General features: G+C 74.3%; 21 protein-coding genes. 11 read left to right on the forward strand and 10 right to left on the reverse strand.

The features are described 5' to 3' along the window. Window positions 1–188 precede the first annotated feature (188 nt). Together Psi01_RS32135 and xynA are read left to right on the forward strand one after the other, a co-directional pair. A complete protein-coding gene (locus Psi01_RS32135) occupies window positions 189–371 on the forward strand; it encodes a hypothetical protein (protein WP_204067893.1) in 183 nt (60 codons plus the stop codon). A gap of 385 nt (window positions 372–756) precedes the next feature. Next, window positions 757–1764 (forward strand): endo-1,4-beta-xylanase XynA, encoded by a 1008-nt coding sequence (xynA, locus tag Psi01_RS32140; RefSeq protein WP_204067894.1) that lies wholly within the window; start codon window positions 757–759, stop codon window positions 1762–1764. 114 nt (window positions 1765–1878) lie between these two features. Here the strand turns inward: xynA and Psi01_RS32145 are convergent, their stop codons facing one another. Then, window positions 1879–2364 carry a low molecular weight protein-tyrosine-phosphatase gene (locus Psi01_RS32145; RefSeq protein WP_204067895.1) on the reverse strand — a complete coding sequence of 162 codons (486 nt, stop codon included), beginning with the start codon at window positions 2362–2364 and terminating at the stop codon, window positions 1879–1881. A 99-nt stretch (window positions 2365–2463) separates the two neighbouring features. Between Psi01_RS32145 and Psi01_RS32150 the strand changes: the two genes are divergently transcribed. Both Psi01_RS32150 and Psi01_RS32155 read left to right on the forward strand, forming a co-directional pair. Further along, window positions 2464–2730: a hypothetical protein gene (locus Psi01_RS32150; RefSeq protein WP_204067896.1), complete on the forward strand. Its 267-nt coding sequence runs from the start codon at window positions 2464–2466 to the stop codon at window positions 2728–2730. Window positions 2731–2768: 38 nt separating this feature from the next. Next, window positions 2769–3053 (forward strand): hypothetical protein, encoded by a 285-nt coding sequence (locus Psi01_RS32155; RefSeq protein ID WP_204067897.1) that lies wholly within the window; start codon window positions 2769–2771, stop codon window positions 3051–3053. Here the strand turns inward: Psi01_RS32155 and Psi01_RS32160 are convergent. After that, a complete protein-coding gene (locus Psi01_RS32160; RefSeq protein ID WP_204067898.1) occupies window positions 2981–3478 on the reverse strand; it encodes a TspO/MBR family protein in 498 nt (165 codons plus the stop codon). The two genes, Psi01_RS32155 and Psi01_RS32160, sit on opposite strands and share 73 nt — an antisense overlap. Window positions 3479–3603: 125 nt before the next feature. Between Psi01_RS32160 and Psi01_RS32165 the strand changes: the two genes are divergently transcribed. After that, window positions 3604–4929 (forward strand): serine hydrolase domain-containing protein, encoded by a 1326-nt coding sequence (locus Psi01_RS32165; protein WP_239128174.1) that lies wholly within the window; start codon window positions 3604–3606, stop codon window positions 4927–4929. 13 nt (window positions 4930–4942) lie between these two features. Here Psi01_RS32165 and menC read toward each other — a convergent pair whose 3' ends face one another. The 4 genes from menC to Psi01_RS43640 all read right to left on the reverse strand — a co-directional run bounded on the left by menC (window position 4943) and on the right by Psi01_RS43640 (window position 9458). Continuing rightward, complete coding sequence (gene menC / locus Psi01_RS32170; protein WP_204067900.1) at window positions 4943–6043, reverse strand: o-succinylbenzoate synthase; 1101 nt, start codon at window positions 6041–6043, stop codon at window positions 4943–4945. A 48-nt stretch (window positions 6044–6091) separates the two neighbouring features. Further along, window positions 6092–6913, reverse strand: a complete 822-nt coding sequence (locus Psi01_RS32175) for a GNAT family N-acetyltransferase (protein ID WP_204067901.1) — start codon at window positions 6911–6913, stop codon at window positions 6092–6094. A 23-nt stretch (window positions 6914–6936) separates the two neighbouring features. Beyond that, on the reverse strand, window positions 6937–8280 hold the full coding sequence (locus Psi01_RS32180) for a M20/M25/M40 family metallo-hydrolase (protein WP_239128175.1): 1344 nt from the start codon (window positions 8278–8280) through the stop codon (window positions 6937–6939). 68 nt (window positions 8281–8348) lie between these two features. Then, entirely contained in the window at window positions 8349–9458 is a 1110-nt protein-coding gene (locus tag Psi01_RS43640; protein ID WP_239128176.1) for a DUF3152 domain-containing protein, read from the reverse strand. A 233-nt stretch (window positions 9459–9691) separates the two neighbouring features. On the opposite strand from Psi01_RS43640, the gene Psi01_RS32190 reads away from it, so the two are divergent. Then, window positions 9692–10750 (forward strand): class I SAM-dependent methyltransferase, encoded by a 1059-nt coding sequence (locus tag Psi01_RS32190; RefSeq protein ID WP_204067902.1) that lies wholly within the window; start codon window positions 9692–9694, stop codon window positions 10748–10750. A 147-nt stretch (window positions 10751–10897) separates the two neighbouring features. On the opposite strand, the gene Psi01_RS32195 is transcribed toward Psi01_RS32190, so the two are convergent. Then, window positions 10898–11800 (reverse strand): alpha/beta hydrolase family protein, encoded by a 903-nt coding sequence (locus tag Psi01_RS32195; RefSeq protein ID WP_239128177.1) that lies wholly within the window; start codon window positions 11798–11800, stop codon window positions 10898–10900. Between the two features lie 185 nt (window positions 11801–11985). Next, complete coding sequence (locus Psi01_RS32200; protein ID WP_204067903.1) at window positions 11986–15285, reverse strand: helix-turn-helix transcriptional regulator; 3300 nt, start codon at window positions 15283–15285, stop codon at window positions 11986–11988. A gap of 168 nt (window positions 15286–15453) precedes the next feature. Here Psi01_RS32200 and Psi01_RS32205 point away from each other — a divergent pair, with 168 nt between their 5' ends. The 5 genes from Psi01_RS32205 to Psi01_RS32225 are packed head-to-tail and all read left to right on the forward strand — an operon-like array spanning window position 15454 to window position 20416. Beyond that, the gene (locus Psi01_RS32205; protein ID WP_204067904.1) at window positions 15454–16239 is read left to right on the forward strand and encodes an ABC transporter ATP-binding protein; all 786 of its coding nucleotides are present in this window, start codon (window positions 15454–15456) and stop codon (window positions 16237–16239) included. Next, window positions 16212–17192, forward strand: coding sequence for an ABC transporter ATP-binding protein (locus Psi01_RS32210; RefSeq protein ID WP_239128178.1), 981 nt, complete (start codon window positions 16212–16214; stop codon window positions 17190–17192). The genes Psi01_RS32205 and Psi01_RS32210 overlap by 28 nt, the downstream gene beginning before the upstream one ends. Further along, complete coding sequence (locus tag Psi01_RS32215) at window positions 17185–18054, forward strand: branched-chain amino acid ABC transporter permease (protein ID WP_204067905.1); 870 nt, start codon at window positions 17185–17187, stop codon at window positions 18052–18054. The genes Psi01_RS32210 and Psi01_RS32215 overlap by 8 nt, the downstream gene beginning before the upstream one ends. Next, window positions 18051–19082 carry a branched-chain amino acid ABC transporter permease gene (locus Psi01_RS32220; protein ID WP_204067906.1) on the forward strand — a complete coding sequence of 344 codons (1032 nt, stop codon included), beginning with the start codon at window positions 18051–18053 and terminating at the stop codon, window positions 19080–19082. Before Psi01_RS32215 ends, Psi01_RS32220 begins: the two co-directional genes overlap by 4 nt. Window positions 19083–19084: 2 nt before the next feature. Continuing rightward, the gene (locus tag Psi01_RS32225; RefSeq protein WP_239128179.1) at window positions 19085–20416 is read left to right on the forward strand and encodes an ABC transporter substrate-binding protein; all 1332 of its coding nucleotides are present in this window, start codon (window positions 19085–19087) and stop codon (window positions 20414–20416) included. A 102-nt stretch (window positions 20417–20518) separates the two neighbouring features. On the opposite strand, the gene ptsP is transcribed toward Psi01_RS32225, so the two are convergent. Beyond that, window positions 20519–22231: a phosphoenolpyruvate--protein phosphotransferase gene (gene ptsP / locus Psi01_RS32230; RefSeq protein WP_204067980.1), complete on the reverse strand. Its 1713-nt coding sequence runs from the start codon at window positions 22229–22231 to the stop codon at window positions 20519–20521. 40 nt (window positions 22232–22271) lie between these two features. After that, window positions 22272–22559 (reverse strand): HPr family phosphocarrier protein, encoded by a 288-nt coding sequence (locus tag Psi01_RS32235; RefSeq protein ID WP_204067908.1) that lies wholly within the window; start codon window positions 22557–22559, stop codon window positions 22272–22274. Between the last annotated feature and the right edge of the window lie 21 nt (window positions 22560–22580).

The raw sequence follows: 22580 nt of genomic DNA on the forward strand, positions 1-22580 counted from the left end.
GAGCGGGACGGCAACCGCTGTGCTTCACGCTCTTCCACGCGCGCCGTTCACCGGTGCGCTCCAGGGTCTGCCCGCCCGAGGGCGAGCCGCCCGTCAGTGCCGTCGGACGCGCTGGAAGGACCGGGCCGACGCACTCGTCCCCGGATGGCTCACGGCGCGCGGGACGGCTGGCCGCGGCCGCAGCGCTCATGACACTGCTGGGCGGCGGTCTCGTGGCGACGGCGCCCGCCGGCCCGGAGCCGGGCGGCCGTGACCGGCCCATCCCGACGCCGACCGCCTCCGCGCCGAGCGTCTTCGTCACCAGGGACGAACGGGGCCGCCCCGGCGGGCGGGGTCCCGACTCGCCGCTGTACCGCTGGTTCAGGCCCTGACCCGTTTCCGGGGGAGTCCTTCCGAGGGTGGCGGCCGGTCCGGGCCGCCATTCTATTTTTCGGATGGATGGCGAAACTTTCAAAGTCGTCCGGTCTGCAGGTCGGCCACCCGGTCAGGGCTTCTGCTGGCCGTACCAGCCACGATCGCGTAGGCGGATGCCGTGTTGCGAGATGAGGTGGGTCTTTAAGGAGGATAAGGTGCGGCGATATTTCAGGGATCGTTGACAGTCGGTCAAGGACGATCCGATACTTTCGCCGTCGCGACGATATTTTCGTAGCCGGACGGAGTCCACGGCTGCCGGTCTGAGCCACCCACCTCATGCTCCTCCGGGTCGTATCACGCTGCCCGGCCTCCCGCCGGCCTTCACGAGAAGGAAGCACGCACATGAACGACGCCCCCGCCCGTCCGAGACGCCGCGGCCGCGGCCGCATCGGCCTGCTCGCCGGCCGCGCCTGGATCGTGGCCGCAGCGCTGGTCCTGGTCGTGGCGACGCCGCCCGGCATCGCCAGCGCGGCTCCCGTGACCTCCAACCAGACCGGCACCAACAACGGCTACTTCTACTCGTTCTGGACCGACAGTCCCGGAACGGTCTCCATGGAACTGGGGTCCGGCGGAAACTACAGCACCTCGTGGCGCAACACCGGCAACTTCGTCGCCGGGAAGGGCTGGAGCACCGGCGGACGCAGGACCGTGAGCTACTCGGGCAGTTTCAATCCGTCCGGCAACGCCTATCTGACGCTCTACGGGTGGACGAGGAACCCGCTCGTGGAGTACTACATCGTCGACAACTGGGGCACCTACCGGCCCACGGGGACGTACAAGGGCACGGTGACCACCGACGGCGGCACCTACGACATCTACCAGACGACGCGCTACAACGCCCCCTCGATCGAGGGCACCAGGACCTTCAACCAGTACTGGAGCGTCCGGCAGTCGAAGCGGACCGGCGGGAGCATAACCTCCGGCAACCACTTCGACGCATGGGCCCGTCACGGCATGAACCTGGGCGGCCACGACTACATGATCATGGCGACGGAGGGATACCAGAGCAGCGGAAGCTCCAACATCACGGTGGGCGGCTCCTCCGGCGGCGGCGGCGGTGGCGGTGGAGGCGGGGGGACCCCCGGCGGCTGCACCGCGTCGCTGTCCGCGGGCCAGCAGTGGAGCGACCGGTACAACCTCAACGTCGCGGTCAGCGGTTCCGCCGACTGGACCGTGACGATGAACGTGCCGTCCCCGGCGAAGATCATCGCCACGTGGAACGTCGGCGCGAGCTATCCCAGCGCCCAGGTGCTGACCGCCAGACCCAACGGCAGCGGCAACAACTGGGGGGTGACGATCCAGCACAACGGCAACCGGACCTGGCCGACGGTCTCCTGCAGCGCCGGCTGACGCTCGGGAAGACCGCACCTCCGGCACGGCGGCCCGACCGCCGCGCCGGTCACAACTTCGGATCTACAACGTAAAGGGAGCGGGATCTGTCACACCACGGATCCCGCTCCCAGATCACGGCTCCGAGGGACGGAGGGTCTCCGACAGGTGCTTGGCCAGCCCCTCGGACGCGGCCTTGACCATCTCCAGCACCTCCACGAACCCCTCGGGACCGCCGTAGTAGGGGTCGGGTACCTCGGCGCCGGGCGGGGCGGCCGGGTCGAAGGAGCGGAACAGGCGCACGTCGGCCCCGGGCGGGGCCATGCGGCGCAGGGCGCGCAGGTTCTCGTCGTCCATCGCCAGCACCAGGTCCGCGTGGCCGTACCACTCCTTCAGGAACTGCCTGGCCCGGTGGGAGGAGCCGTCGTAACCGTGCTCGGCCAGGACCGCGGCGGCCCGCTCGTCCATCGGGCCGCCCTGGTGCCAGCCTCCGGTCCCCGCGCTGTCGACCGTGACGAGCCCGTCCAGCCCGTGGTCGGCGAGCGTCTCGCGCAACACGACCTCGGCGATGGGGGAGCGGCAGATGTTTCCCAGGCACACCACGCACACGTGATAACTCATGGTGCCAAGCATGCCGCCTCGGCGCACGAGGCACGTCCCGGGCCGGGGCGGGCGAACGGGGCGGGCGAACGGGGCGGCGCCGGGCGGTGTACCACAGGCATGCGCAGACATCTCGTCGTCGCCGCCGTCGTGGTCGCCGTGGTCGTCCTGGGCGCGGCCGTCCGGGGCCTGCTGGCCTCCCGTCCCAGGGAGGACCTGGCGGCGGTGTTCCCGCCGATCACTCCGACGGCCACCGGTTCCGCCGGGGCCGGGATCGTCATCCCCGAGGGTTCCTCGCCCACGAGGACGACGCCGGACGGCCGCTGGGCGACCAGCCGGAGGCCCGGTGGGAGCGCACCGACGAGCCCGGACTGCCGCCGCTGCTGAACCCCTGCGAGACGCCGCCGGCCGAGGACGGCGAGCGGGTGGCCGGCCGGCAGATCGCGCTGGTCACACCGACCCTGTACAAGATCGAGCGGATGACGGTCTACCGCGACGAGTCCGGCGCCCGGGCGGCCATGGCCCGGTACCGCCGGGCCCTGGACGGGCGCGCCCGCCGTACCCGCACCGACGGCACCGTCACGGTGTGGCGATGGGAGCCGCTGGCGATCGGCCAGGAGGCTTTGTCCGTGGCGGGTCAGCGCTCCTCGGGGTTGAGGCGGACGATCGCGGTGTTGAGGGCGGTGGCGAACAGCGTCCACGCGCCGTAGGGCAGCAGGGTCGCGCCGGCGGTCCTGTCGGTCTTCCACGCCTGCCTGATCAGGGCGGCGTTGGAGGCGTTGAGCGCGGCGATCTCGGCGAGCGCCAGCCGGGGGGAGCGGGCCCGGAAGAAGATCAGCGTCCATCCGGCGTTGAGGACCAGGTTGGTCGCGAGCTGGGCGGCGAACGCCTGGCGCTCCGTGCCCTCCCGGCGGTCGAGGACGCGGGCGGACCCGAGGGCGATCAGCCCGTACAGCGGGGTCCACACCAGCCCGAAGGCCTGGGAGGGCGGCTGCCAGGACGGCTTGCGCAGCCGCTGATACCACCGGGACGCGGCCGTGGTGCCCACGCCGCCGGTCACGGCCGTCGCGGTCACGGCCAGCAGCGTCAGGGCCAGCGTCTTCGGGCGGCTTCCGGTCAGCGTCCTCATGTTCATGACCCGCCCCTACCCCGGGCCGGGGAGGTATGCCCCCGGGGCCCGTGGCCGGAGGCGGCCTTTTCCTCCTCCCGGTCCCGGTGGATGATCCTTGCGATGACCGGAGCGCGAGAGAGGGGCAACGGGTGGCTGGAGCAACGGACCCCGGTCGCTGGCAGACGCGGCTCGCGGAGCTGATCGAGGAGTTCGAGGTCCCCGGCGCGGGCCTGGCCCTCCTCCATGAGGGAAGGGTCCACGAGTTCGCGGCGGGCGTGCTCAACACCGGGACCGGGGTCGAGACGACCACGGACTCGCTCTTCCAGATCGGATCGATCACCAAGGTGTGGACCGCCACCCAGATCATGCTCCTGGTCGAGCGGGGCGACCTCACCCTGGACACGCGCGTGGTCGAGATCCTGCCGGAGTTCCGGGTCGCCGACGCCGAGCTGACCGGGTCCGTGACGGTACGCCACCTGCTCTCGCACACCTCCGGCATCGACGGCGACCTGTTCATCGACACCGGCCGCGGCGACGACTGCCTGGAGAAGTACGTCGCGGCCTGCGCGGACCTGGCGCGCAACCACCCGCTCGGCGCCACGCAGTCGTACGGCAACTCCGGGTTCGTCATCGCCGGGCGGATCGTCGAGCGCCTCACCGGCAAGGTGTGGGACGTCGCGCTGCGCGAGCAGATCATCGACCCGCTCGGCCTGAGCCACACCTGGACCCTGCCGGAGGACGTGATCCGCTTCCGCGCCGCCGTCGGTCACATCGAGGGCGAGCTCAGTCCGGTCTGGGGACTGATGCGGGCCGTCGGCCCGGCGGGACTGATCTGCTCGCGGCCCGCGGACGTCGTGGCCTTCGCCCGCGCCCACTTCGGCACCGGCCTGCTCGCCGCCCCCGAGGCGATGTGGGAGCCGCAGGTGGAGATCCCCAACCCGTACACCATGGGCAGGCAGTGGGGGATCGGGTGGATCCTGGACGAGTGGGACGGCCACCGGATCCTCTCCCACGGCGGCAACACCGTCGGCCAGGCGGCCATGCTCTGGGCGGTGCCCGACAGCGAGACGGCGGTGTGCGTGCTGGCCAACGGCGGCCACACCACGGCCTTCCAGCGGACCCTGATCACCGAGCTGCTCGGCGAGCTGCTCGGCCTGACCGTGCCGCCGGTGCTCGGGCCGCCGGACACGCCCGTGGAGGTGGACGCCGGGCGCTACGCCGGGCGGTACGAACGCACGGGGAGCCGGGTGACGCTGACCCTCCAGGACGGGCGGCTCCGGCTGCGCAGCGAGGCCACCGGCACGCTCGCCGGGCTCCGCCCGCCGGTGGAGTTCGACCTCGTGCCGGTGGACGAGACCACCTTCGTCGGCCGTCCGGAGGGCGACCCCCAGTGGATCCCCGTGGTCTTCTACGAGCTGGCCGACGGTTCGCCGTACGTGCACTTCGGCGCCCGCGCCACGCCCAGGGTCGGGTGACCGGGGCGGGGCCTCACAGGGCGATCCACTCGGCGGAGACCGTGACCTCCCGCAGGATCTCCGGTACGGGATCCACGCCCAGACCGGCGCCCGCGGGGACCGGCAGGTGGCCGTCGTCCAGGACGAACGGCGGCGTGATGTCGGTGGCGTAGTAGCGGCCGGAACCGGAGGTGTCGCCCGGCAGGATGAAGCCGGGCAGCGCGGCCAGCGCGACGTTGGCCGCCCTGCCGAGGCCGGTCTCCAGCATGCCGCCGCACCACACGGCGACGCCGTGGGCCCGGCACAGCTCGTGGATGCGCCGGGCCTCCAGGTAGCCGCCGACGCGGCCGGGCTTGACGTTGACGATCGAGCAGGCGCCCAGGGAGATCGCCGCGGCGGCGTGCGCGGCGGACTCGATCGACTCGTCCAGGCAGATCGGGGTCCTCATCAGCTTCGCCAGCCGGGCGTGCTGGACCAGGTCGTCGTCGGCCAGGGGCTGCTCGACGAGCAGCAGGCCGAACTCGTCGAGCCGGGCGAGGTGGTGGGCGTCGGCGAGGGTGTAGGCGGCGTTGGCGTCGACCTGGAGCAGCAGGTCCTCGCCGAAGCGCTCGCGCACGGCCCGGACCGGCGCCAGGTCCCAGCCCGGTTCGATCTTCAGCTTGATCCGCAGGTAGCCCTCCTCGACGTAGCCGGTGACCGCGTCGAGGAGCTCGGGGACGGAGTCCATGATGCCGACCGAGACGCCGCAGGGCACGCGGTCCCGGGACGCGCCGAGGAAGGAGCCGAAGGACTCGCCGCGGGCGCGGAGCTGCGCGTCCAGGACGGCGGTCTCCAGGGCGGCCTTGGCCATCCGGTGGCCCTTGAACGGCTCCATCGCCCGGCCGGCGGCCTGGGCGTCGGCTTGCCCCGGCAGAACGGGGATGAGGAAGCGGCGCAGCACGTCGGCGGCGCCGTCGGCGTACTCGGAGGAGTAGCGGGGCTCGGCCATGGCCACGCACTCGCCCCAGCCCTCGGCGTCGGCGGTGACGACCCGGACCAGGAGCACCTCGCGGGTCGTCTCGGTGCCGAACGAGGTGCGGAACGGGGCGACCAGCGGCATCGCGATCCGCCGCAGCTCGACTCCGGTGATCTTCATTGACTCTCCTCGGGCGTGGTTCGGGCGGGGCGCGGGTGTTTCCGGCGGTTAGGAGGGGCGTTCCACGACATAACACGATTTCTGGTGAAATCCGGTGACTTTGGCGCCCTCTTCCATGAGCCCGCCCAGCACTTCCCGTACGGCGTGCCGCCACGCCTTGGCCGCTCCCGGATCCCGCCGCCGCAGGTCCTCGATGTCACCGGGCACCGTCACCAGCACCACCCGCGCGTCGGTCCGCCCGGAGACCGGGCGGCCGTCCCGCTCTGCCAGCCCGGTCACCGCGTCCGCAGGCACATCCGGCAGGTACGGCTCACGCCGTGCGGCGGCCGCCACGTGCGGCTCCGCCAGCCGCCAGACGGCCAGGACCCGGTCCGACTCGTCCCCGGCGTTGATCGCGTCCCCCATGGCACCGTAGAACGACGGCAGGTACTCCTCCGGCATCGCGCCCAGCTTGACCAGGTTGAAGTGGGCGTTGCGCCGTACCAGCGGGTCGTAGGTCCAGGTGACCCGGTCCAGGCCGCGTTCCAGGGCCCACGAGCGCTGGTGGAGCTTGAGGGCGAATCCGATCCCGCGCCCGGCCGAGGTGCCGGTGACGTGGGAGTGCAGCGCCTTGCCCGCCGGGGCCGCCAGGAACCCGACCGAGGCGCCGGCCAGCCGCCCGTCCTCGTAGGCCCCGGCCACGTAGTTGCCCGCGTGCGACAACGCCCGCATCAGCTCGACCGTGGCGGGCGGGTTGCCGGGATCGGGCCGCCAGATGCGGTCGAAGAGCCGGAAGACCTCCCCGAACTCCTGAAGAGAGTGCAACTCCCGCACCACGACCCCGCCCGCCGTACGTCCCGCGCCGTCCTGACCCGCCGCGTTGCGATTCATGCCGTCCCCCTGGGCGCGCCGGTTCACCGCGCCGCCGTTCCGGCCAGCACCGCCTCGACGAGGCCGGCCAGCAGCGCCGCCCGGCCCGGCATCTCGGCCACGATCACGTGCTCGTCGCGGGCGTGGGCGCCGCCCCCGACCGCGCCGAGCCCGTCGAGGGTGGGGCACCCCACGCCCGCGGTGAAGTTGCCGTCGGAGGCTCCGCCCACGGCCGTCGCGGCCAGGTGCCCCAGACCGAGTCCGGCGGCGATCCGCCGGGCCAGCGCGAGCAGCTCGACGGAGGAGGACTCCTCCATCGGCGGCCGGTTCGGGCCGCCCAGGATCTCCAGCCGGGTCCCGGCCAGCCGTGGGGACAACGCCCGCATCAGCGCGTCCACCCGCTCCTGCGCGGCCGCGGAGGGCGCCCGCACGTCCACCGACACACGGCCCAGCGCGGGCACCGTGTTGACCGTGGTCCCGGCGCTCACCACCGTCGGCGTGACCGTGGTCCCCATCCCCGACGCCACTGTGGACCCGGCTCCCAGGGCTGCCGTGATCCCGGCTCCCGGCGTGACCGTGCCCCGGGCCTCTCGCGGAACCGTGGTCCCGGATTCCGGCGCGGTCGGTACGGCGGCGCCCGCCGTACCCCGGCCGCCTGCGCCGTTCCGGCTGTCGGCGTCGCCGTGGTCGTCCGGCCCGTTCTGGGCGTTCGGACCGCTGCGATCGTCCGCGTCGGCGAGGGCGGCGATGCCCTCGACGGCGAGGATCTGGTGGGCCAGCTCGATCGCGGCGTTGGCGCCCTTGGCGGGTTCCAGGCCCGCGTGGGCGGCCTTGCCGTGCACCACGACGTCGTAGTTCGAGGTGCCCTTGCGCGCGGTCTTCAGCGCGCCGCCGTCGGCGCTCGCCTCCAGGACGAACGTCGCCGCGCATCCGCGGGCCGCCTCCTCGACCAGGGCGCGTGAGCTCGTCGAGCCGACCTCCTCGTCACCGGTGACCAGGATGCACACCCCCTCCAGCGACGGCAGCGAGGCCAGCGCGTGGAAGGCCTGGACCAGTCCGGCCTTCATGTCGAACACACCCGGTCCCCGGGCGATCCCGCCGGTCACCGACCAGGGGATGTCCCGCAGCGTGCCGATCGGCCAGACCGTGTCGTGGTGGCCCAGGACGAGCACCCGGGGCGTGCCGAAGGTCCAGCGCAGGTGGGTGACGCCGTCGACGACGACGGTCTCGGGGCCGGCCCCGAGCAGGCGGGCGCCCTGCTCGGCGACGACCCCGGCGCTGCGGGCGACCGCGGCCAGGTCGGCGGAGAAGGACTCGCAGACGACGAGATCCTCCAGGTCCCGCAGCATGGCGTCCAGGGTGATGCGGGGATGAGGGGCAACGGACACGGGCAGGCCCTTCGACGGGTTTTTACCGCGACCGTACGCCAGGTGCCCGGCCGCCGGTGCCCGTGGGGTCAGCGCTTCGGGAAGGGCCAGGGGTTGGGGCGGCAGCCGTGCAGGGACTTGGTCTGCTGGAGCATGATCGGGGCGCGCCTGCCGGGGCCGGGGCAGGAGACGTGACCGTGGCCCAGTCCGTGGCCGACCTCGTGGTTGACGACGTACTCCCGGTAGGAGGCGACGTCGCCGCGGTAGCCCGGCACGCCCTCGTTCCAGCGCATCGCGTTGATGACCGCGCGTCCGCCGTTCCAGCAGGACAGCAGGCCGAGGGTGCGCAACGGCAGGCACCGGCGGTCCGTCATCGCCGGGCTGGACAGCGACACCCGGATCTTGACCGGCCCGCGCGAGACCCGCTTGAAGCGGAACCCCCAGCTGCGCCGGTCGTTGAGGGTCCGGTGCACCTCGTGGGCGAACTCCTCCGCGTCGAAGGGGAGCCCGCGCTCGACCTCGACGATGTAGCGGACGACCTTCCCCTTGCCGCGGGGAGGCGGGGCCTCGCCGGGGACGACCCGGTAACGGCCGCTCGCGGAGCGGGGTACGCGGACCTTGACCGGCTGCTGCCGGCCGTTGACGAACAGCGTCTCCGGGCGGATCTCCCGCGGATCGGAGTCCGGCACCGGCGCGGGAGTGGGGGTCACCGAAGGCTGAGGCGCCCCGGTGGGAGCGGGCGTCACGGCCGGGCCGGGGGACGCCGTCGGGCCGGGCGTCACGGTCGGGCCGGAGGGCGGGGCCGGAGGCGTCGTCGCCGCGCCGTTAGCGGACCGGGGAGACGTCGTGGCGCCGGTCGCGGGCGCCGTCGTGGGGGCCGTGGCGGCTCCGGTCGCGGGTGCCGTCGCAGGTCCGGTGGTGGGCGCGGTCGCAGGTCCGGTGGCGGGTGCGGTCGCGGACCCGCCGACGGGGTGGAGCGTTCCGGTGGGCCGTACCGTCGGCACCGCTCCGGAGGGGACCGCGGCCTGCGCCACCGCGGTCGGGGCGGGCGTGCCGGGGACGGGTCCGGTGGCGGCGGGGGCCGGAGTGGCGGGCACGCTCACGACACCGCTGCCGCCGACCAGGAGCGTGGCCGCCCCGCCGAAGGCGAGTAGCCACAAAAAGGGCTTGCGCCCGCGATTGCCTACGATCCCGGTCATAACTCGTAAACCCTATTGCCACATCCCTCCCATCCGTAACTCCAGCCGCATCCATCCGGTAACAGCACTTCCGCGGCCCTCTCTATGGGATGTCATGAACAATGCAGACATCTCGTGAATCTCGCAGATCCAGGATGACACCGTCGTCGTTCCCAGGCCGGAGGTGACAGTCCGGCGGCAGCGTTTTGACAGCGCTCCCGTCGAGCATCGGTGAAACGACCCAGGGAGAGAGCATGACCATGACCACGGACGAGTTCGCCGACCGGCTGTTCCGGGCCGCGCTCGGCACGATCGAGATCCTGTCGATCCACCTCGGTGACCGCCTGGGCTGGTACCGGGCGCTGGCCGCGCACGGCCCGGCCACCGCCGCCGAGCTGAGCGCCCGGGCGGGAGGCCACGAGCGCTACGCCCGCGAATGGCTGGAGCAGCAGGGCGCCGCCGGGATCCTGACCATCGGCGCCGACGGCCGTTTCACCCTGCCCGCCGGGGCGGCCGAGGTGCTGACCGACGAGTCCAGCCTGGCCTACCTGGCCCCGCTGGCCCGCATGCTCGCCGGGGCCGCGGTGCACACCCCCGCCCTGCTGGAGGCCTACCGCGGCGGCGGCGGTGTCGGCTGGGCCACGTTCGGGACGGACGTGCGCGAGTCCCAGGCCGACATGAACCGGCCCTGGTTCGAGACCGCGCTCACGCCCGCGCTGGCCGGGGTGACCGACCTCGACGCGGTGCTGCGCCGTCCCGGCGCCCGCCTGGCCGACGTCGGCTGCGGCGGGGGATGGTCCGCCATCGCGCTGGCCCGTGCCTATCCGCAGGCCCTCGTCGAGGGCGTCGACGTCGACGCGCCCTCCATCGAGCTGGCCGAGCGCAACGCCAAGGCGGCCGGCCTCTCCGACGGCGGACGGCTGGCCTTCCACCACGGCGACGCGACCCTGCTGGAGGAGGGCCGCTACGACGCGGTCTTCGCCTTCGAGTGCCTGCACGACATGTCCCGGCCGGTGGAGACCCTGGCCGCGGTACGGCGGGCGGTCAAGCCGGGCGGCGCGGTCATCGTCATGGACGAGGCCGCCGGTGAGACCTTCACCGCCCCGGCCGACGACACCGAGCGGCTGCTGTACGGCTTCAGCCTGCTCATCTGCCTGCCCGACGGGATGGCGCACCAGCCCTCCGCCGGCACCGGGACCGTGATGCGCCCGGAGACCCTGCGCCGCTACGCCGCCGAGGCGGGCTTCCGCGACGTGGAGGTCCTGCCGATCGAGGACTTCGGCTTCTGGCGGTTCTACCGGCTGCTGCCCTGACGGCGGGACCGGGGACCGGCGGAGCGGCGGCCGGGACGTGGAACGGCGGCTGGGACGTGGAACGGCGGCTGGGACGTGGAACGGCGGCCGCCCTGACGGACGGCCGCCGCGATCACGCGTCCCCGTGCGGGGACGGGTTGTTACGGGTTACGAGTGGGGGCAGGAGGAGCGGTACTCCTCGATGGTCGTGCTGCGGTTCGGGGGCGGGCACAGGAACCGGTCGTAGCGCAGGTCGTCGTCGACGAAGCGCTTGATCCAGGAGATGGCGTACTTGGCGATCGTGTCGTTGTCGCTGTTGGGCGCGAAGTGGCTGGCGCCGTTGAGCTCCAGGTACGCCTTCTCCGGAGCGCCGGAGAGGCTGTTGTAGAACGGCTCGGAGTGCGAGCTCACCGAGGCGATCGAGTCGTTCTCCGCTCCGATGATCATCGTCGGGACCCGGACGCCTCCCCAGCTCTTGTCGAGGTGCCAGGGGGTCAGGGGCACGGCCGCCTGCAGCGACGGGCGGCTGTTGGCCGCCGCGAGGGTGCCGCCGCCGCCCATGGAGTGGCCCATGACGCCGATGCGGCTGGAGTCGAGCCGGCTGCGGACCGTGATGCTGCTGTTCTCCGTCAGGTAGTCGGCGGCGGCCAGGATCTGCCGGCCGCGGCTGTCGGGCTGGTCCGAACGGGTGATGGTGTCGATGTTGAAGACCACGAACCCGTGGGAGGCGAGCCGCTCGGCGAGCCAGGCCATGCTGGACTTGCTCGCGGTGTAGCCCGGGGCGATGACGACGCCGCCGAAGGTCCCCTGGCTGGTGTCGGTCGGGTAGTAGATCGTTCCTCCGCCGAAGCCGCTCACCACCAGGGACGAGACGTTGGTGTCGGCGACGGAGAACGGGCCGCGGGTGGCGGCCAGGATGGCCTCGGTGGGCTCGGGACCGCGCTCGTACCCGGCGGCGGCGTGCGCGGCGGGGGCGATCGCACCGGTCCCGGCGGCGAGGGCGAGCGCCAGGGTCAGCTTCGCGAGGACCCTGGCCCGGCGGCTTGCGGAGATCGGGGGGTGTGACTGCACGTGACGTACTCCTGTCCGTAGGAGGGGGACCGGGTGGCGGGCCGGAGGCCACGCCCTGGCCCCGCCGCCGCGTGTGACGGCGGGGCCGGCGCTCCCGCGGTCCCCCTCGGAACGTTGACTGGAGACACTTTCGCGGTGTCAGGGTTGTCAGTGCATCGGTGAAATCACTTGTCTCGGGTGGGCGGTCACGAAAGCAGTCGCACCAGGTCGACCCGGGAACGGATGCCGAGCCGGGAGAAGACGTTCCTGAGGTGGTGCTCGACGGTGCGCGGGCTCAGGTACAGCCGGGCGGCCACCTCGCGGTTGGTGGCCCCGCCGGCGACCAGCCGGGCGATCTGCAGCTGCTGGGCCGTCAGCGCCTGGACCGCCGCCCCGGCCGCCCCGGCCGGCTCCACCGCGCCCATCCCCGCTGCGCCCATCCCTCCCGGACCCATCCCTCCCGGACCCATCCCTCCTGCGCCCGTTCCGACCGCGCCCATTTCCACCGTGGCCGTGCCCGTCCCGCGGATGCGGCCCCTGGGCCTGCGGGACGGCGGCGCCTCCCCGGAGGCGCGCAGCTCGCCGCGCGCCTGCTCGGCCCACAGCCGCGCGCCGTACCGCTCGAAGGTCTCCAGGGCGCCGTGCAGATGCTCCCTGGCCGCCCCGGGACGCCGGTTACGGCGCAGCGCGCTGCCGAACAACAGCTGCGTGCGGGCCGTCTCGAACGCGCAGGAGCCCCGGTGGTGCAGGTCCAGCGCGTGGCGGAAGCGCTCCTCGGCCTCCCCGGGTCCAGCCAGCAGCGCGTGGCAGCGCGCCGCCAGCGCCAGGCGGTCCGGGCTGCCCGTACTGGCCACCCAGCGGTCCAGCACCGCCAGGGCCGCCCGCGCGTGCCTGACGTCGCCGGTGCGCGCGGCCGCCTCCACGAAGTGCGGGGTCGCCATGACGCGGATGACGAGATGGCCGCCGGTCCCGTCGGCCCGGGCCACCGCCCGCAGCCTGCCGGCCGCGCTCGCGTGGCGGCCCGCGGCGACGTCGAGGTGGGCCAGCGCCCAGCCGCTGATCGCGCTGGCGATGCCCAGGCCGTGGGCGTCGGCCAGTTCGATCGCGCTTCCCGCCCTGATCCGGCAGGCCTCCTCGTCGCCCTCCACGGCGGCGGCCAGGGAGAGCCAGGCCAGGTGCTGGGCCGCGCTGTTGAGCCTGCCGGTCTCCTGCGCCAGCCGCAGGCCCTCCATCGCGTTGGCCGCCATGGAGGAGTAGCGGCCCAGCCAGAGCTCGGCCTGGATCAGGAACTCCAGCACCTGCGGCACCGTGGAGACCGCACCCTGGGCGCGCGCGGTCTCGATGGCCCGGGTGGACAGCGTCAGCGCCTGGGCGTCGTCGCCCAGCAGGAGGCTGGACACGCACGCCCAGACCAGCACGGAGGGGTTGTCCACCGAGGGGGCCAGCTCCACCACCCGGCGCAGGGGCGCCGCCGCCTCCCGGTGCCGTCCGCGGAAGGTCGCCGCCATGCCCGCCAGATACTCGAACATCAGCCGCGTGGCCGGCGGGTCGTCCGGGCTGCGCAGGGTGGCGGCGCGGCGCGTGATGTCGAGGAAGCGGTGGGTGTCGCCGGCCATGTAGCTGGCCTCGCTCGCGCGCACCAGCGCGCGCACGGCCTGCTCCCGGTCGCGGTCGAGCAGCCACTCGGCGGCCGCCAGCAGTTCGTCGCAGGCGTTGCCCGTCTTGCCGCTGCGCAGCTCCAGACTGCCCCTGACCAGCTCGGCCCGCCCGCGCACCTCCTCGGAGAGGGTCAGGGAGCTGAGGAGGTTGAGCCGGTTGAGCAGCGACCGGGCGCGCTGCGGGAGGCCGGCGTGCCAGGCGTGACGGGCGGCGGCGGCCAGCCGGGCCGCCCGGGCGTCGCCGCGCGCCGTCAGCTCCGCGGCCCGCTCCATGACGCGGAACGGCTCGGGGAAGCCGTCGCGCCCGCCCGCCGCGCCGTCCGAGATCCGTGACAGCTCCTCCACCAGTTCGTCGGCCAGCCGTTCCGCGGGCCCGTCCAGCGCGACCGCCCGGTGCCAGGCCCGGCGCAGCCGCTGGTGGTCCTGGTCCAGGAGGGCGGCGAGCCTCAGGTGGGCCGCGCGCCGTCCGGCGGCCGGCGCCTCGCCGTACACCACCGCGCGCACCAGCGGATCGCGGAAGCCGTACCGGTCCCCCTCCAGCCGGACCACGACGCCCGCCCGTTCGGCGGCCTCCAGCGCGGCGAGCGCCCGCTCGGCGTCCTGCCTCCGGGCCTCCCGCGACGCGGGACGGGGACCGCCTTTGCGGGGACTGTCCCTGTGCGGGCTGTCTTCGTGCCGGCTGTCCTTGTGGAGACCGCCTCTGTGCGGTACGGCCGGCGCGCGGCGCGGATCGGCGGCCCGCAGCAGGGTCGCGGTGTCCAGGGCGGGATCGGCCGCGATGAGCAGCACCAGGTCCGCGGCGGTGCGGGGCAGCCGGGCGATCCGGGCGGCGTGGGCGCGCCACAGCCGTCCGCCGGGCGGCGGGTGCTCCGGCGGCGCGGCGGTGCCGCGCAGCTGCTCGGCGGTGAGCGAGCCGACGAGCTCGCGCAGGGCCAGGGGGTTGCCGCAGGCGGTGTGGGCCAGCGAGGCGCGCAGGTCACCGGTGAGCCCGGGCGGCGCCAGGTCGTCGATCACCTGCCGGGCCGCCTCCTCGGTGAGAGCGCCGAGGACGATTGTGGCGACGTCGGCGGGGACCTCGGGGAAGGCGCTGTCAGAGTCGTCGGGGCCGTCGCCGGAGCCACCGCCCGGGACGCCGCCGGGGACACTGCCGGGGACGCCGCCGGAAACGTCGTCGGCCGTGAGCAGCAGCGCGATCGGCTCTCCTTCCAGGCGCCGGGCCGCGAAGAACAGCGCCTCGCGGCTCGGCCGGTCGAGGAGGTGGACGTCGTCGGCGCACACCAGGACGGGGCGTCCCACGGCCAGCAGCAGGTTGAGGACCGCGGCGGGCAGCGCCAGCCCGTCACCGGCCGTGCCCAGCTCCAGCGCCTGCCCCAGCACCGCGGCCTGGGCCGGGGGCAGCGCCGTCAACCGGTCCGCGATGGGCCGCAGCAGGGCGTGCAGCCCGGCGTACGGCAGGCGGCCCTCCATCCGCGTGCCGCGCGTCCTGAGCACCACGAAACCGTCCTGCCGCTCCGGCACCGCGCCGAGGGCTTTCCGCTCCGGTGCCGTACCGGCGGCCTCCCGCTCCGGCGCCGTGCCCGAGGTCCTCCGCTCGGGCGTGGGCTCGGAGGGCGTTCCACCGGGGGTCTCCCGTTCCGGTGCGGAACCGGCGGGCGGTGCGTCGGGAAAGGACGCCGCGCGGGCGGCGGCGTCGAGCAGCGCGGACTTGCCCGTGCCCGGCGCGCCCATCAGGAGCAGGGCGCCCCCCGCTCCGGCGGCGGCGCCCTCGATCAGGCGCCGCAGCGCGTCCAGCTCCGTGTCGCGGCCGTGGAGCACCGGTGCCCGGGTGACGGAAGAGGCGCAGAACATGGCTCAGTGTTACGCGGATGTGTCGAAAGAGGAAAGGGCTCGTGTCGGATCGCCTCACGCACGTGCGCGGACGGGCTCAAGACCGGTGATTTCACCGATGCGCGGCGCGGAACGCGGCCGGGAGACTTCCCCTCCTCCCACCCGGCCGCACCATCCCCAGGAGAGACGGTGACACTTGAGATCGGCGGGCTGACCGTGCGGTTCGGCGGTGTGACCGCGCTGACGGAGGTCGACCTCACGGTCCGCCCCGGCGAGCTGGTCGGCCTGATCGGGCCGAACGGAGCGGGCAAGACCACCCTGTTCGACTGCCTGACGCGCCGGGTCGAGCCCGCCGCGGGCCGGATGCGCTTCGAGGGCGCGGGCCTGGAGGGGACGGCCCCGCACGAGGTCGCCGGGCGCGGGATCGCCAGGACCTTCCAGCAGCTCGGGCTGTTCTCCGGCCTGTCAGTACGGGAGAACGTGATGGTGGGCGCCCACCGCCACGGGCGGTCCGGATTCGGCGCGGCCGCGATCCGGCCGGGCCGGGTGCGCCGGGAGGAGCGGGCGATCCGGCGGATCGCCGACGAGGCCCTGGACCGGGTGGGCCTGCTGCCGCTGGCCGACCATCCGGCCGTCCACCTGCCGCACGGGACCCTGAAGCGGGTGGAGATCGCCCGCGCGCTGGCCGTACGGCCCCGGCTGCTGCTGCTCGACGAGCCGATCAGCGGCCTGGGTCACGACGAGATCGCGGACTTCGCCCGCCTCGTGCGGGACATGCACCTCACGTCGGACATCATGATCATCGTCGTCGAGCACCACATGGAGTTCGTGATGAACCTGTGTGAGCGGATCGTCTGCCTCGACTCCGGGAGGAAGATCGCGGACGGCGCGTCCGGCCGGGTCCGCCGTGACCCCCGGGTCATCGACGCCTACCTCGGGGTCGTCCCGTGGGCGAGCCCGGCGGGCCGGCCGTGACCGGTCCGGCCGGTGACGGCCCGTCCCGCAGGCCGCCGGCGGGCGGGGCCCCGGTGCCCCGGCCGCCCTTCCTGCGGGTGCGGAACCTGCGTACGGGCTACGGCCCGGCGCGGGTCCTGCAGGGCGTCGACCTGGAGGTGGAGGAGGGGGAGATGGTCGCCGTACTGGGACAGAACGGCGCCGGTAAGACGACCCTGCTGCGGGCGTTGTCCGGCCTGGTACGCGGCCGGGGGTCGGTCGGCCTGCGCGGGACCGAACTGCTCGGCCGGGCGCCGGAGGAGATCGCCCGCCGGGGGGTGGGACACGTCCCCGAGGGCAGGGGCGTGTTCGCGCCCCTCACCGTGGAGGAGAACCTGCGCGTCGGGGCGCACCTGCGGCCGGGATCGGAGCTGGCCGAGGACATGCGTCACGTGCTGACCTGCTTCCCGGTCCTGCGGGCGCACCTGAGCCAGCCCGCGGGGAGCCTGAGCGGCGGGGAGCGGCAGATGCTCGCGATCGGCCGCGCGCTGATGGCCAGGCCCCGGCTGCTGCTGCTCGACGAGCCGTCCCGGGGGCTGGCGCCGCTGGCCACCCGGCGGCTGTTCGACGTGCTGCGGGCGATCAGCACCCATGAGCGGGTCGCGATGATCCTGGTCGAGCAGAAGACGCAGCTGGCGGCGGAGTTCGCCGCCCGCTCCCTGGTCATGGAGTCGGGACGGCTGGTCACGCCGGGCATGGCGGGCCCGCCCGGAGACCCGTCCACCCAGGGCACGCGGCCGTGGCACGGGAGTCCACCCGGCCCCGGCACGTGGCAGGGGTCCGGGCCGCCGTCGACTCCGGACGTGTGGCAAGGGCCTGGGAACCCGTCCACTCCGGACGTGTGGCAGGGATCCGGCGAAGTGTGGCAGGGGCCGCCGTCCGGAGGACGGTCTGCGCCCGGTCGTCCCCGGCCTTGGGGGCGGTCGCATGGGTGACCTGCTGCTGCAGGTGGTGCAGGGGCTGAGCCTGGGCGCCGTCTACGCCGCACTCGCTCTGGCGCTGGTGCTGGTGCACCGCTTCAACGGGATCGTCAACTTCGCCCAGGGCGAGCTCGCCATGCTCTCGACGTACGTCGCCTGGCAGCTGCTGGAGGCGGGCCTGCCCTTCTGGGCCGCGCTGCCGATCACCCTGGCGGTGTCGGTGTCGGCGGGCGCCCTGGTGGAGCGGGTGGTCATCCGGCGGGTCGAGGGGGGTGGGGAACTGGCCTGCGTGGCCGTGACGGTGGGCCTGATGGTCCTGGTCAACGCGGCCGCGGGGCTGGTGTGGTCCTTCGCCGTCCGGTCCTTCCCCAACCCGTTCCCGGCCGTCCTCAGCTTCGGCAGCGCGCAGAGCGGGTTCTCGGCGCTGGGCGTGCTCGGGGTCGTGGCCGTCATGATGCTGACGCTGCACCTGTTCTTCAGGCACACGGGCGCCGGGCTGATCATGCGGGCGGTCGTGGCCGACCCGGTCGCCGCCCGGCTGTCCGGCATCCGGGTCGGCAGGGTGCTCAGCCTGGGCTGGGGGGTGGCGGCCGGTGTCGGGGCGGTCGCCGGGATCCTCGTGGCCCCGCTGCTGTTCCTCGAACCCAACATGATGGGCGGAGTCCTCGTGTACGCCTTCGCCGCCGCGGTCCTGGGCGGCTTCCACGATCCGGTGACGACCGTCGCCGCGGGGCTGGCGATCGGCGTCGCCGAGACCCTGGCCGGGACGTATGTGAAGTTCGTCGGAGCCGACCTCAAGGTGGCCGTGCCGCTGCTGGTCATCGTCGCGGTCCTGTCGCTGCGGCGGGGCCGGGCGGTCGTGCGGGGGACGGGGTGAGCGGCGTGGAGGTCGCCGGGCGGACCGGGCACCGCAGGCTCGCGGTCGGCCAGGTGGCCGGTGACCGCAGGCGGGCCTGGCCGTGGCCGCGGGTGACGCTGGCGGCGCTGGCCGCGGCGGCCTGCCTCGTCCCGTTCCTGCTGGAGCCTTACCGGGTCTTCCAGCTCACCATGGTCCTGGTCCACGGGATCGCCCTGCTCGGGCTGAACCTCCTGGTCGGGCACGGGGGCCGGGTGTCGCTCGGGCATGGAGCGTTCCTGGCCGTCGGCGCGTACGGCTCGGCGATCATGACGACCTCGCTCGGCGTGCCGTACCCGCTGACCCTGCCCGTGTGCGCGCTGCTCACCTTCGGCGCCGGTCTCGCCCTGGGCCGGCCGGCCCTGCGGCTGAGCGGGCCGTACCTGGCGGTGGTGACCTTCGCGGTCGCCGTGGTCGTCCCGCTCGTGATCAAGCGTTTCGGCACGGTGACCGGCGGGTCGATGGGCCTGTCGACACCGGTGCCGGCCGCGCCGTCCTGGACCGGGCTGGCCGACGACCAGTGGCTGTACCTGCTGGTCCTGGCGGTGGCGGTGGCCGCCTTCGCGGTGGCGCGCAACCTGGTGGAGTCGCGCGCGGGCCGGGCCCTGGCGGCCGGCCGGGAGAACCCGGCCGCGGCCGAGGTCCTGGGGGTGCGCCTGGACTCCCACCGGACGCTGGCGTTCGGGTGGAGCGCGATGTACGCGGGCGTGGCGGGAACGCTCTACGCGTGGGTGGTCGGGTTCGTCTCCCCGGACTCCTTCACCGTGACGCTCTCGATCGTCCTGCTCGCCGCCGTCGTGGTCGGCGGCCCGGGATCGCTGCTCGGCCCGCTGCTGGGCGGGGTCTTCATCACGTTCGTCCCCGCCGTCGCGCAGCGGGCCGGGGACGCGGTCCCGGGCATCGTCTCGGGAGTCCTGATCGTCGTGGTCGTCTGCTTCGTCCCCACCGGACTGGCCGGGCTGCTGCGCATGGCCGCCGGAGCGGTGACGCGCGGGACGGGGAGGGGATGACCGTGCGCGAGGTGACCGTGCGCGAGACGACCGGACCGCGCGTTCCGGCCCGGCCTGTGATCCGGACCGCCGTCTCGGCGGCCCTGGCGCTCGTGCTGGCCCTCCCGCTGGGCGGGTGCCGCCTCACCGAGGAGGACGACGTGCTGCCCGCCGGCGCCTGCGCCGGGCAGCAGGTGACGGGCATCAGCGGGGACGCGATCAGGGTGGGCGGGATCTATCCCCTGTCCGGACCGGCCTCGGCCTACGGGCTGATCGCCTCGGGCGCGCGGGCCTACTTCGGTCACGTCAACGAGGAGGGCGGGGTGGACGGCCGGAAGATCGAGTTCGTCGTCCGCGACGACGGCTACCAGCCCGCCAGGGCCGTGGAGGAGGCGCGCAGGCTCGTGGAGCTGGAGGAGGTGTTCGCGATCTTCCAGACGGTGGGCACGCCCTCGACCGCCGCGGTGCGCGACTACGCCGACCGCCGGCGGGTGCCGCAGGTCTTCGCGGCGACCGGGGCCTCCCGGTGGGGGACCGACTGGGAGCACCCGTGGACCATCGGCTACCAGCCCAGCTACGTGGCCGAGGCCCGGGTCTACGCCCAGTACCTGAAGGAGACCGTGCCGACGGCCACGGTGGCGGTGCTGTACCAGAACGACGACTTCGGCAGGGACCTGCGCGACGGCTTCGCCGACGCCGTTCGCGGCAGCGGGGTGCGGATCGTGGCCGAGCAGAGCTACGAGGTCACCGACCCCGGCGTGCAGGGGCAGATGGCCAACCTCGCCGCCTCGGGGGCGGAGGTGCTGCTGAGCGTCACCACCCCCAAGTTCGGGGCCCAGGCCCTGGCCGTCGACGCCGCCGTCACCTCGTGGAACCCCCTGCACATCATCAACAGCGTGGCCGTCGCCCCGGCCGTGATGGCGGGAGTGGACACCGGGAAGGTGCGGGAGATCATAAGCGCGGTCTACCAGAAGGACGCCGCCGACCCGGAGTGGGCGGACGACCCCGCGGTCGCGGCCTACCGTGCGAGCCTGCGGCGGTACGCCCCGGAGGCGGACCCGGCCGCCCAGCAGGCCATGTTCGGCTGGACGGCCGCGCAGGCCTTCGTGCAGGCGCTCAAGCGGATGGAGTGCCCCACCCGCGAAGGGCTGCGCGAGGCGGTCCGCCGCCTCGACGAGGTGTCCGTCGACACCCTGATGCCCGGGATCACGCTGTCCACCGGCCCCGGTGACGGCTTCCCGATCGAGTCGATGATGCTGGCCAGGTTCGCCGAGGGCCGCTGGGCGTCCTTCGGCGAGGTCGTCGACACCCGCGCCGTGTTCGGCCCGGTGCGCACCGCCGGCTCGGCCGGCTGACCCGCCGTGCCGTACGGCGCCGCCACGCCGTGCGGCACCGGTTCCGCGAGGCCGTACTCCGTCAGCCGGTTCCGCCGGGCCGTACGTCGCCGATCGGTTCCGCTAGGCCGCGTGCTCGGCGGCGGTCTCCTCGGCCACCGCCTCGCGGGCCACCGCCGGGTCGTCGGCGTCCAGGGCGATGCGGGCGTTGGCCTCGCAGCGGGCCAGGGAGGTGCGGGCCAGCCTCTCGCGCACCGGCGCGAGGCTCGGCGCCGACATCGACAGGCTGGTGACGCCGAGGCCGGTCAGGACCGTGGCCAGCAGCGGATCGGCGGCGGCCTCCCCGCACACGCCGACGGGCTTGCCCGCCGCCCGGCCCGCCCGCGCGCACTCGGCCACCAGCCGCAGCAGCCCCGCCTGCCAGGGGTCGAGCAGGTCGGCGAGCTCGCCGTGCTGGCGGTCGGCGGCGAAGGCGTACTGGCTGAGGTCGTTGGTGCCGATGCTGAGGAAGTCGAGCTCGCGCAGCAGGTGGCCGGCCCTGAGGGCGGCGGCCGGGACCTCGATCATCGCCCCCACCCTGGTGATGCCCCGCGCGCGGGCCCGCGCGGCGAAGTCCGCCGCCTCGCCCACGGTCGTCACCATCGGCGCCATCACCCACGGCCGGACACCGCTCGCGCGGGCCGCCTCGGCGATGGCGTCGAGCTGGACGTCGAGCACGTCCTGCCGTACGCGGCCGACCCGCAGTCCCCGCACGCCCAGCGCCGGGTTGGGCTCCTCGGGCAGCTCCAGGAACGGCAGGGGCTTGTCCGTCCCGGCGTCGAGCGTGCGCACCACGACCTTGCCGCCGGGTACGGCCCGCAGCACCGCCTCGTAGGCCGCGACCTGCTCCTCGAAGCCGGGGGCGTCCTTGCGGCCCAGGAAGAGGAACTCGGTCCTGAAGAGCCCCACGCCCTCGGCGTCCACGCCGGCCCCCAGGTCGGCGGCGGATCCGATGTTGAGCAGGAGCTCGACCCCGTGGCCGTCGGCCGTGCGTCCCGGACCGGCGCTCGCGGCCAGGCGGCTGCGCTCGTCGGCGGCCCGGCGCAGGATCTCCTCGGCGTCCTGTTCGCCGAGGCCGGTCCCGACCTCCCCGGCCGTCCCGTCGACCGACACCCAGATCCCCTCGCCGATCTCCAGGGCGCCCCGGCAGGCCACCACGGCGGGCAGGCCGCGGGAGCGGGCGAGGATGGCGGTGTGGCTGGTCGGCCCGCCCTTCTCGGTGACGAGGGCGAGCACGGTCGCCGGGTCGAGGTTCACCGTGTCGGCGGGGGCGAGGTCCTCGGCGACCAGGACGAACGGGTGGCCCGGATCGGGGATGCCGGGCACCGGCAGCCCCAGCACCGCGGCGACGGCCCGGTTGCGGATGTCGTCGAGGTCGGCGGCGCGTTCGGCGAAGTAGCCGCCGGCCTCCAGCAGCGCGCGCCGGTGGTGGTCGCAGGCGGCGTCGACGGCGTGCCCGGCGTCCATGCCCGCCGCGACGTTCTCCTCGACCGTCTCGCGCAGGCCGGAGTCGGCGGCCATGAACGACTGCGCCTCCAGGATCGCGCCCGCCTCGGCGTCGGAGGTACGGCCGGCCCGCGCGGCCAGGTCCGCGGCGACCTCCTCCAGCGCGCGCACCGCCAGGGCGGCCTCCCGCGCGGCGTCGGCGACCGGGAGCGGGTCCGGCAGGCGCGGGGGACCGGCCATCCGGCACACCCGCCCGGCCGCCCGCCCCGGGCTGACCCCCAGCCCGCGCAGCGTCCCGGTCGCCGGAGCCCTCTGCGTCCCGGCCGTCCGGGTTCCCTGCGCACCGGTCACCACGGCCTCTGCCACCCCGGCCGCCGGGGATGTGCCCGTCTCAGGCACCGGAGGCCTCCTCGGCGTCGAGGTCGCGGGCCAGGAGCGCGGCCAGGGAGTCGAGCGCGGCCTCCGCGCCCGGCCCGTCGTCCGCGGTGAGGGTGACCTCCGTGCCCTGGACGGCGCCCAGCGCCAGTACGGCGAGCATGCTGGTGGCCAGGGCGGGCCTGCCGTCGCCGACCCTGATCCGGACCGGGACGCCCTGCGCCTGCGCGGCCTGCACGAACAGCTTGGCTGGGCGGGCGTGCAGGCCCGTGCGCGAGGCGATGGTGACTGTTCTCTCCGGCATCTTCGGGACTTCCTCTCGCAG

The sequence above is a fragment of the Paraplanobispora siamensis genome, from assembly GCF_016863175.1.
In the GTDB taxonomy this organism is placed as follows: Bacteria; Actinomycetota; Actinomycetes; order Streptosporangiales; family Streptosporangiaceae; genus Planobispora; species Planobispora siamensis.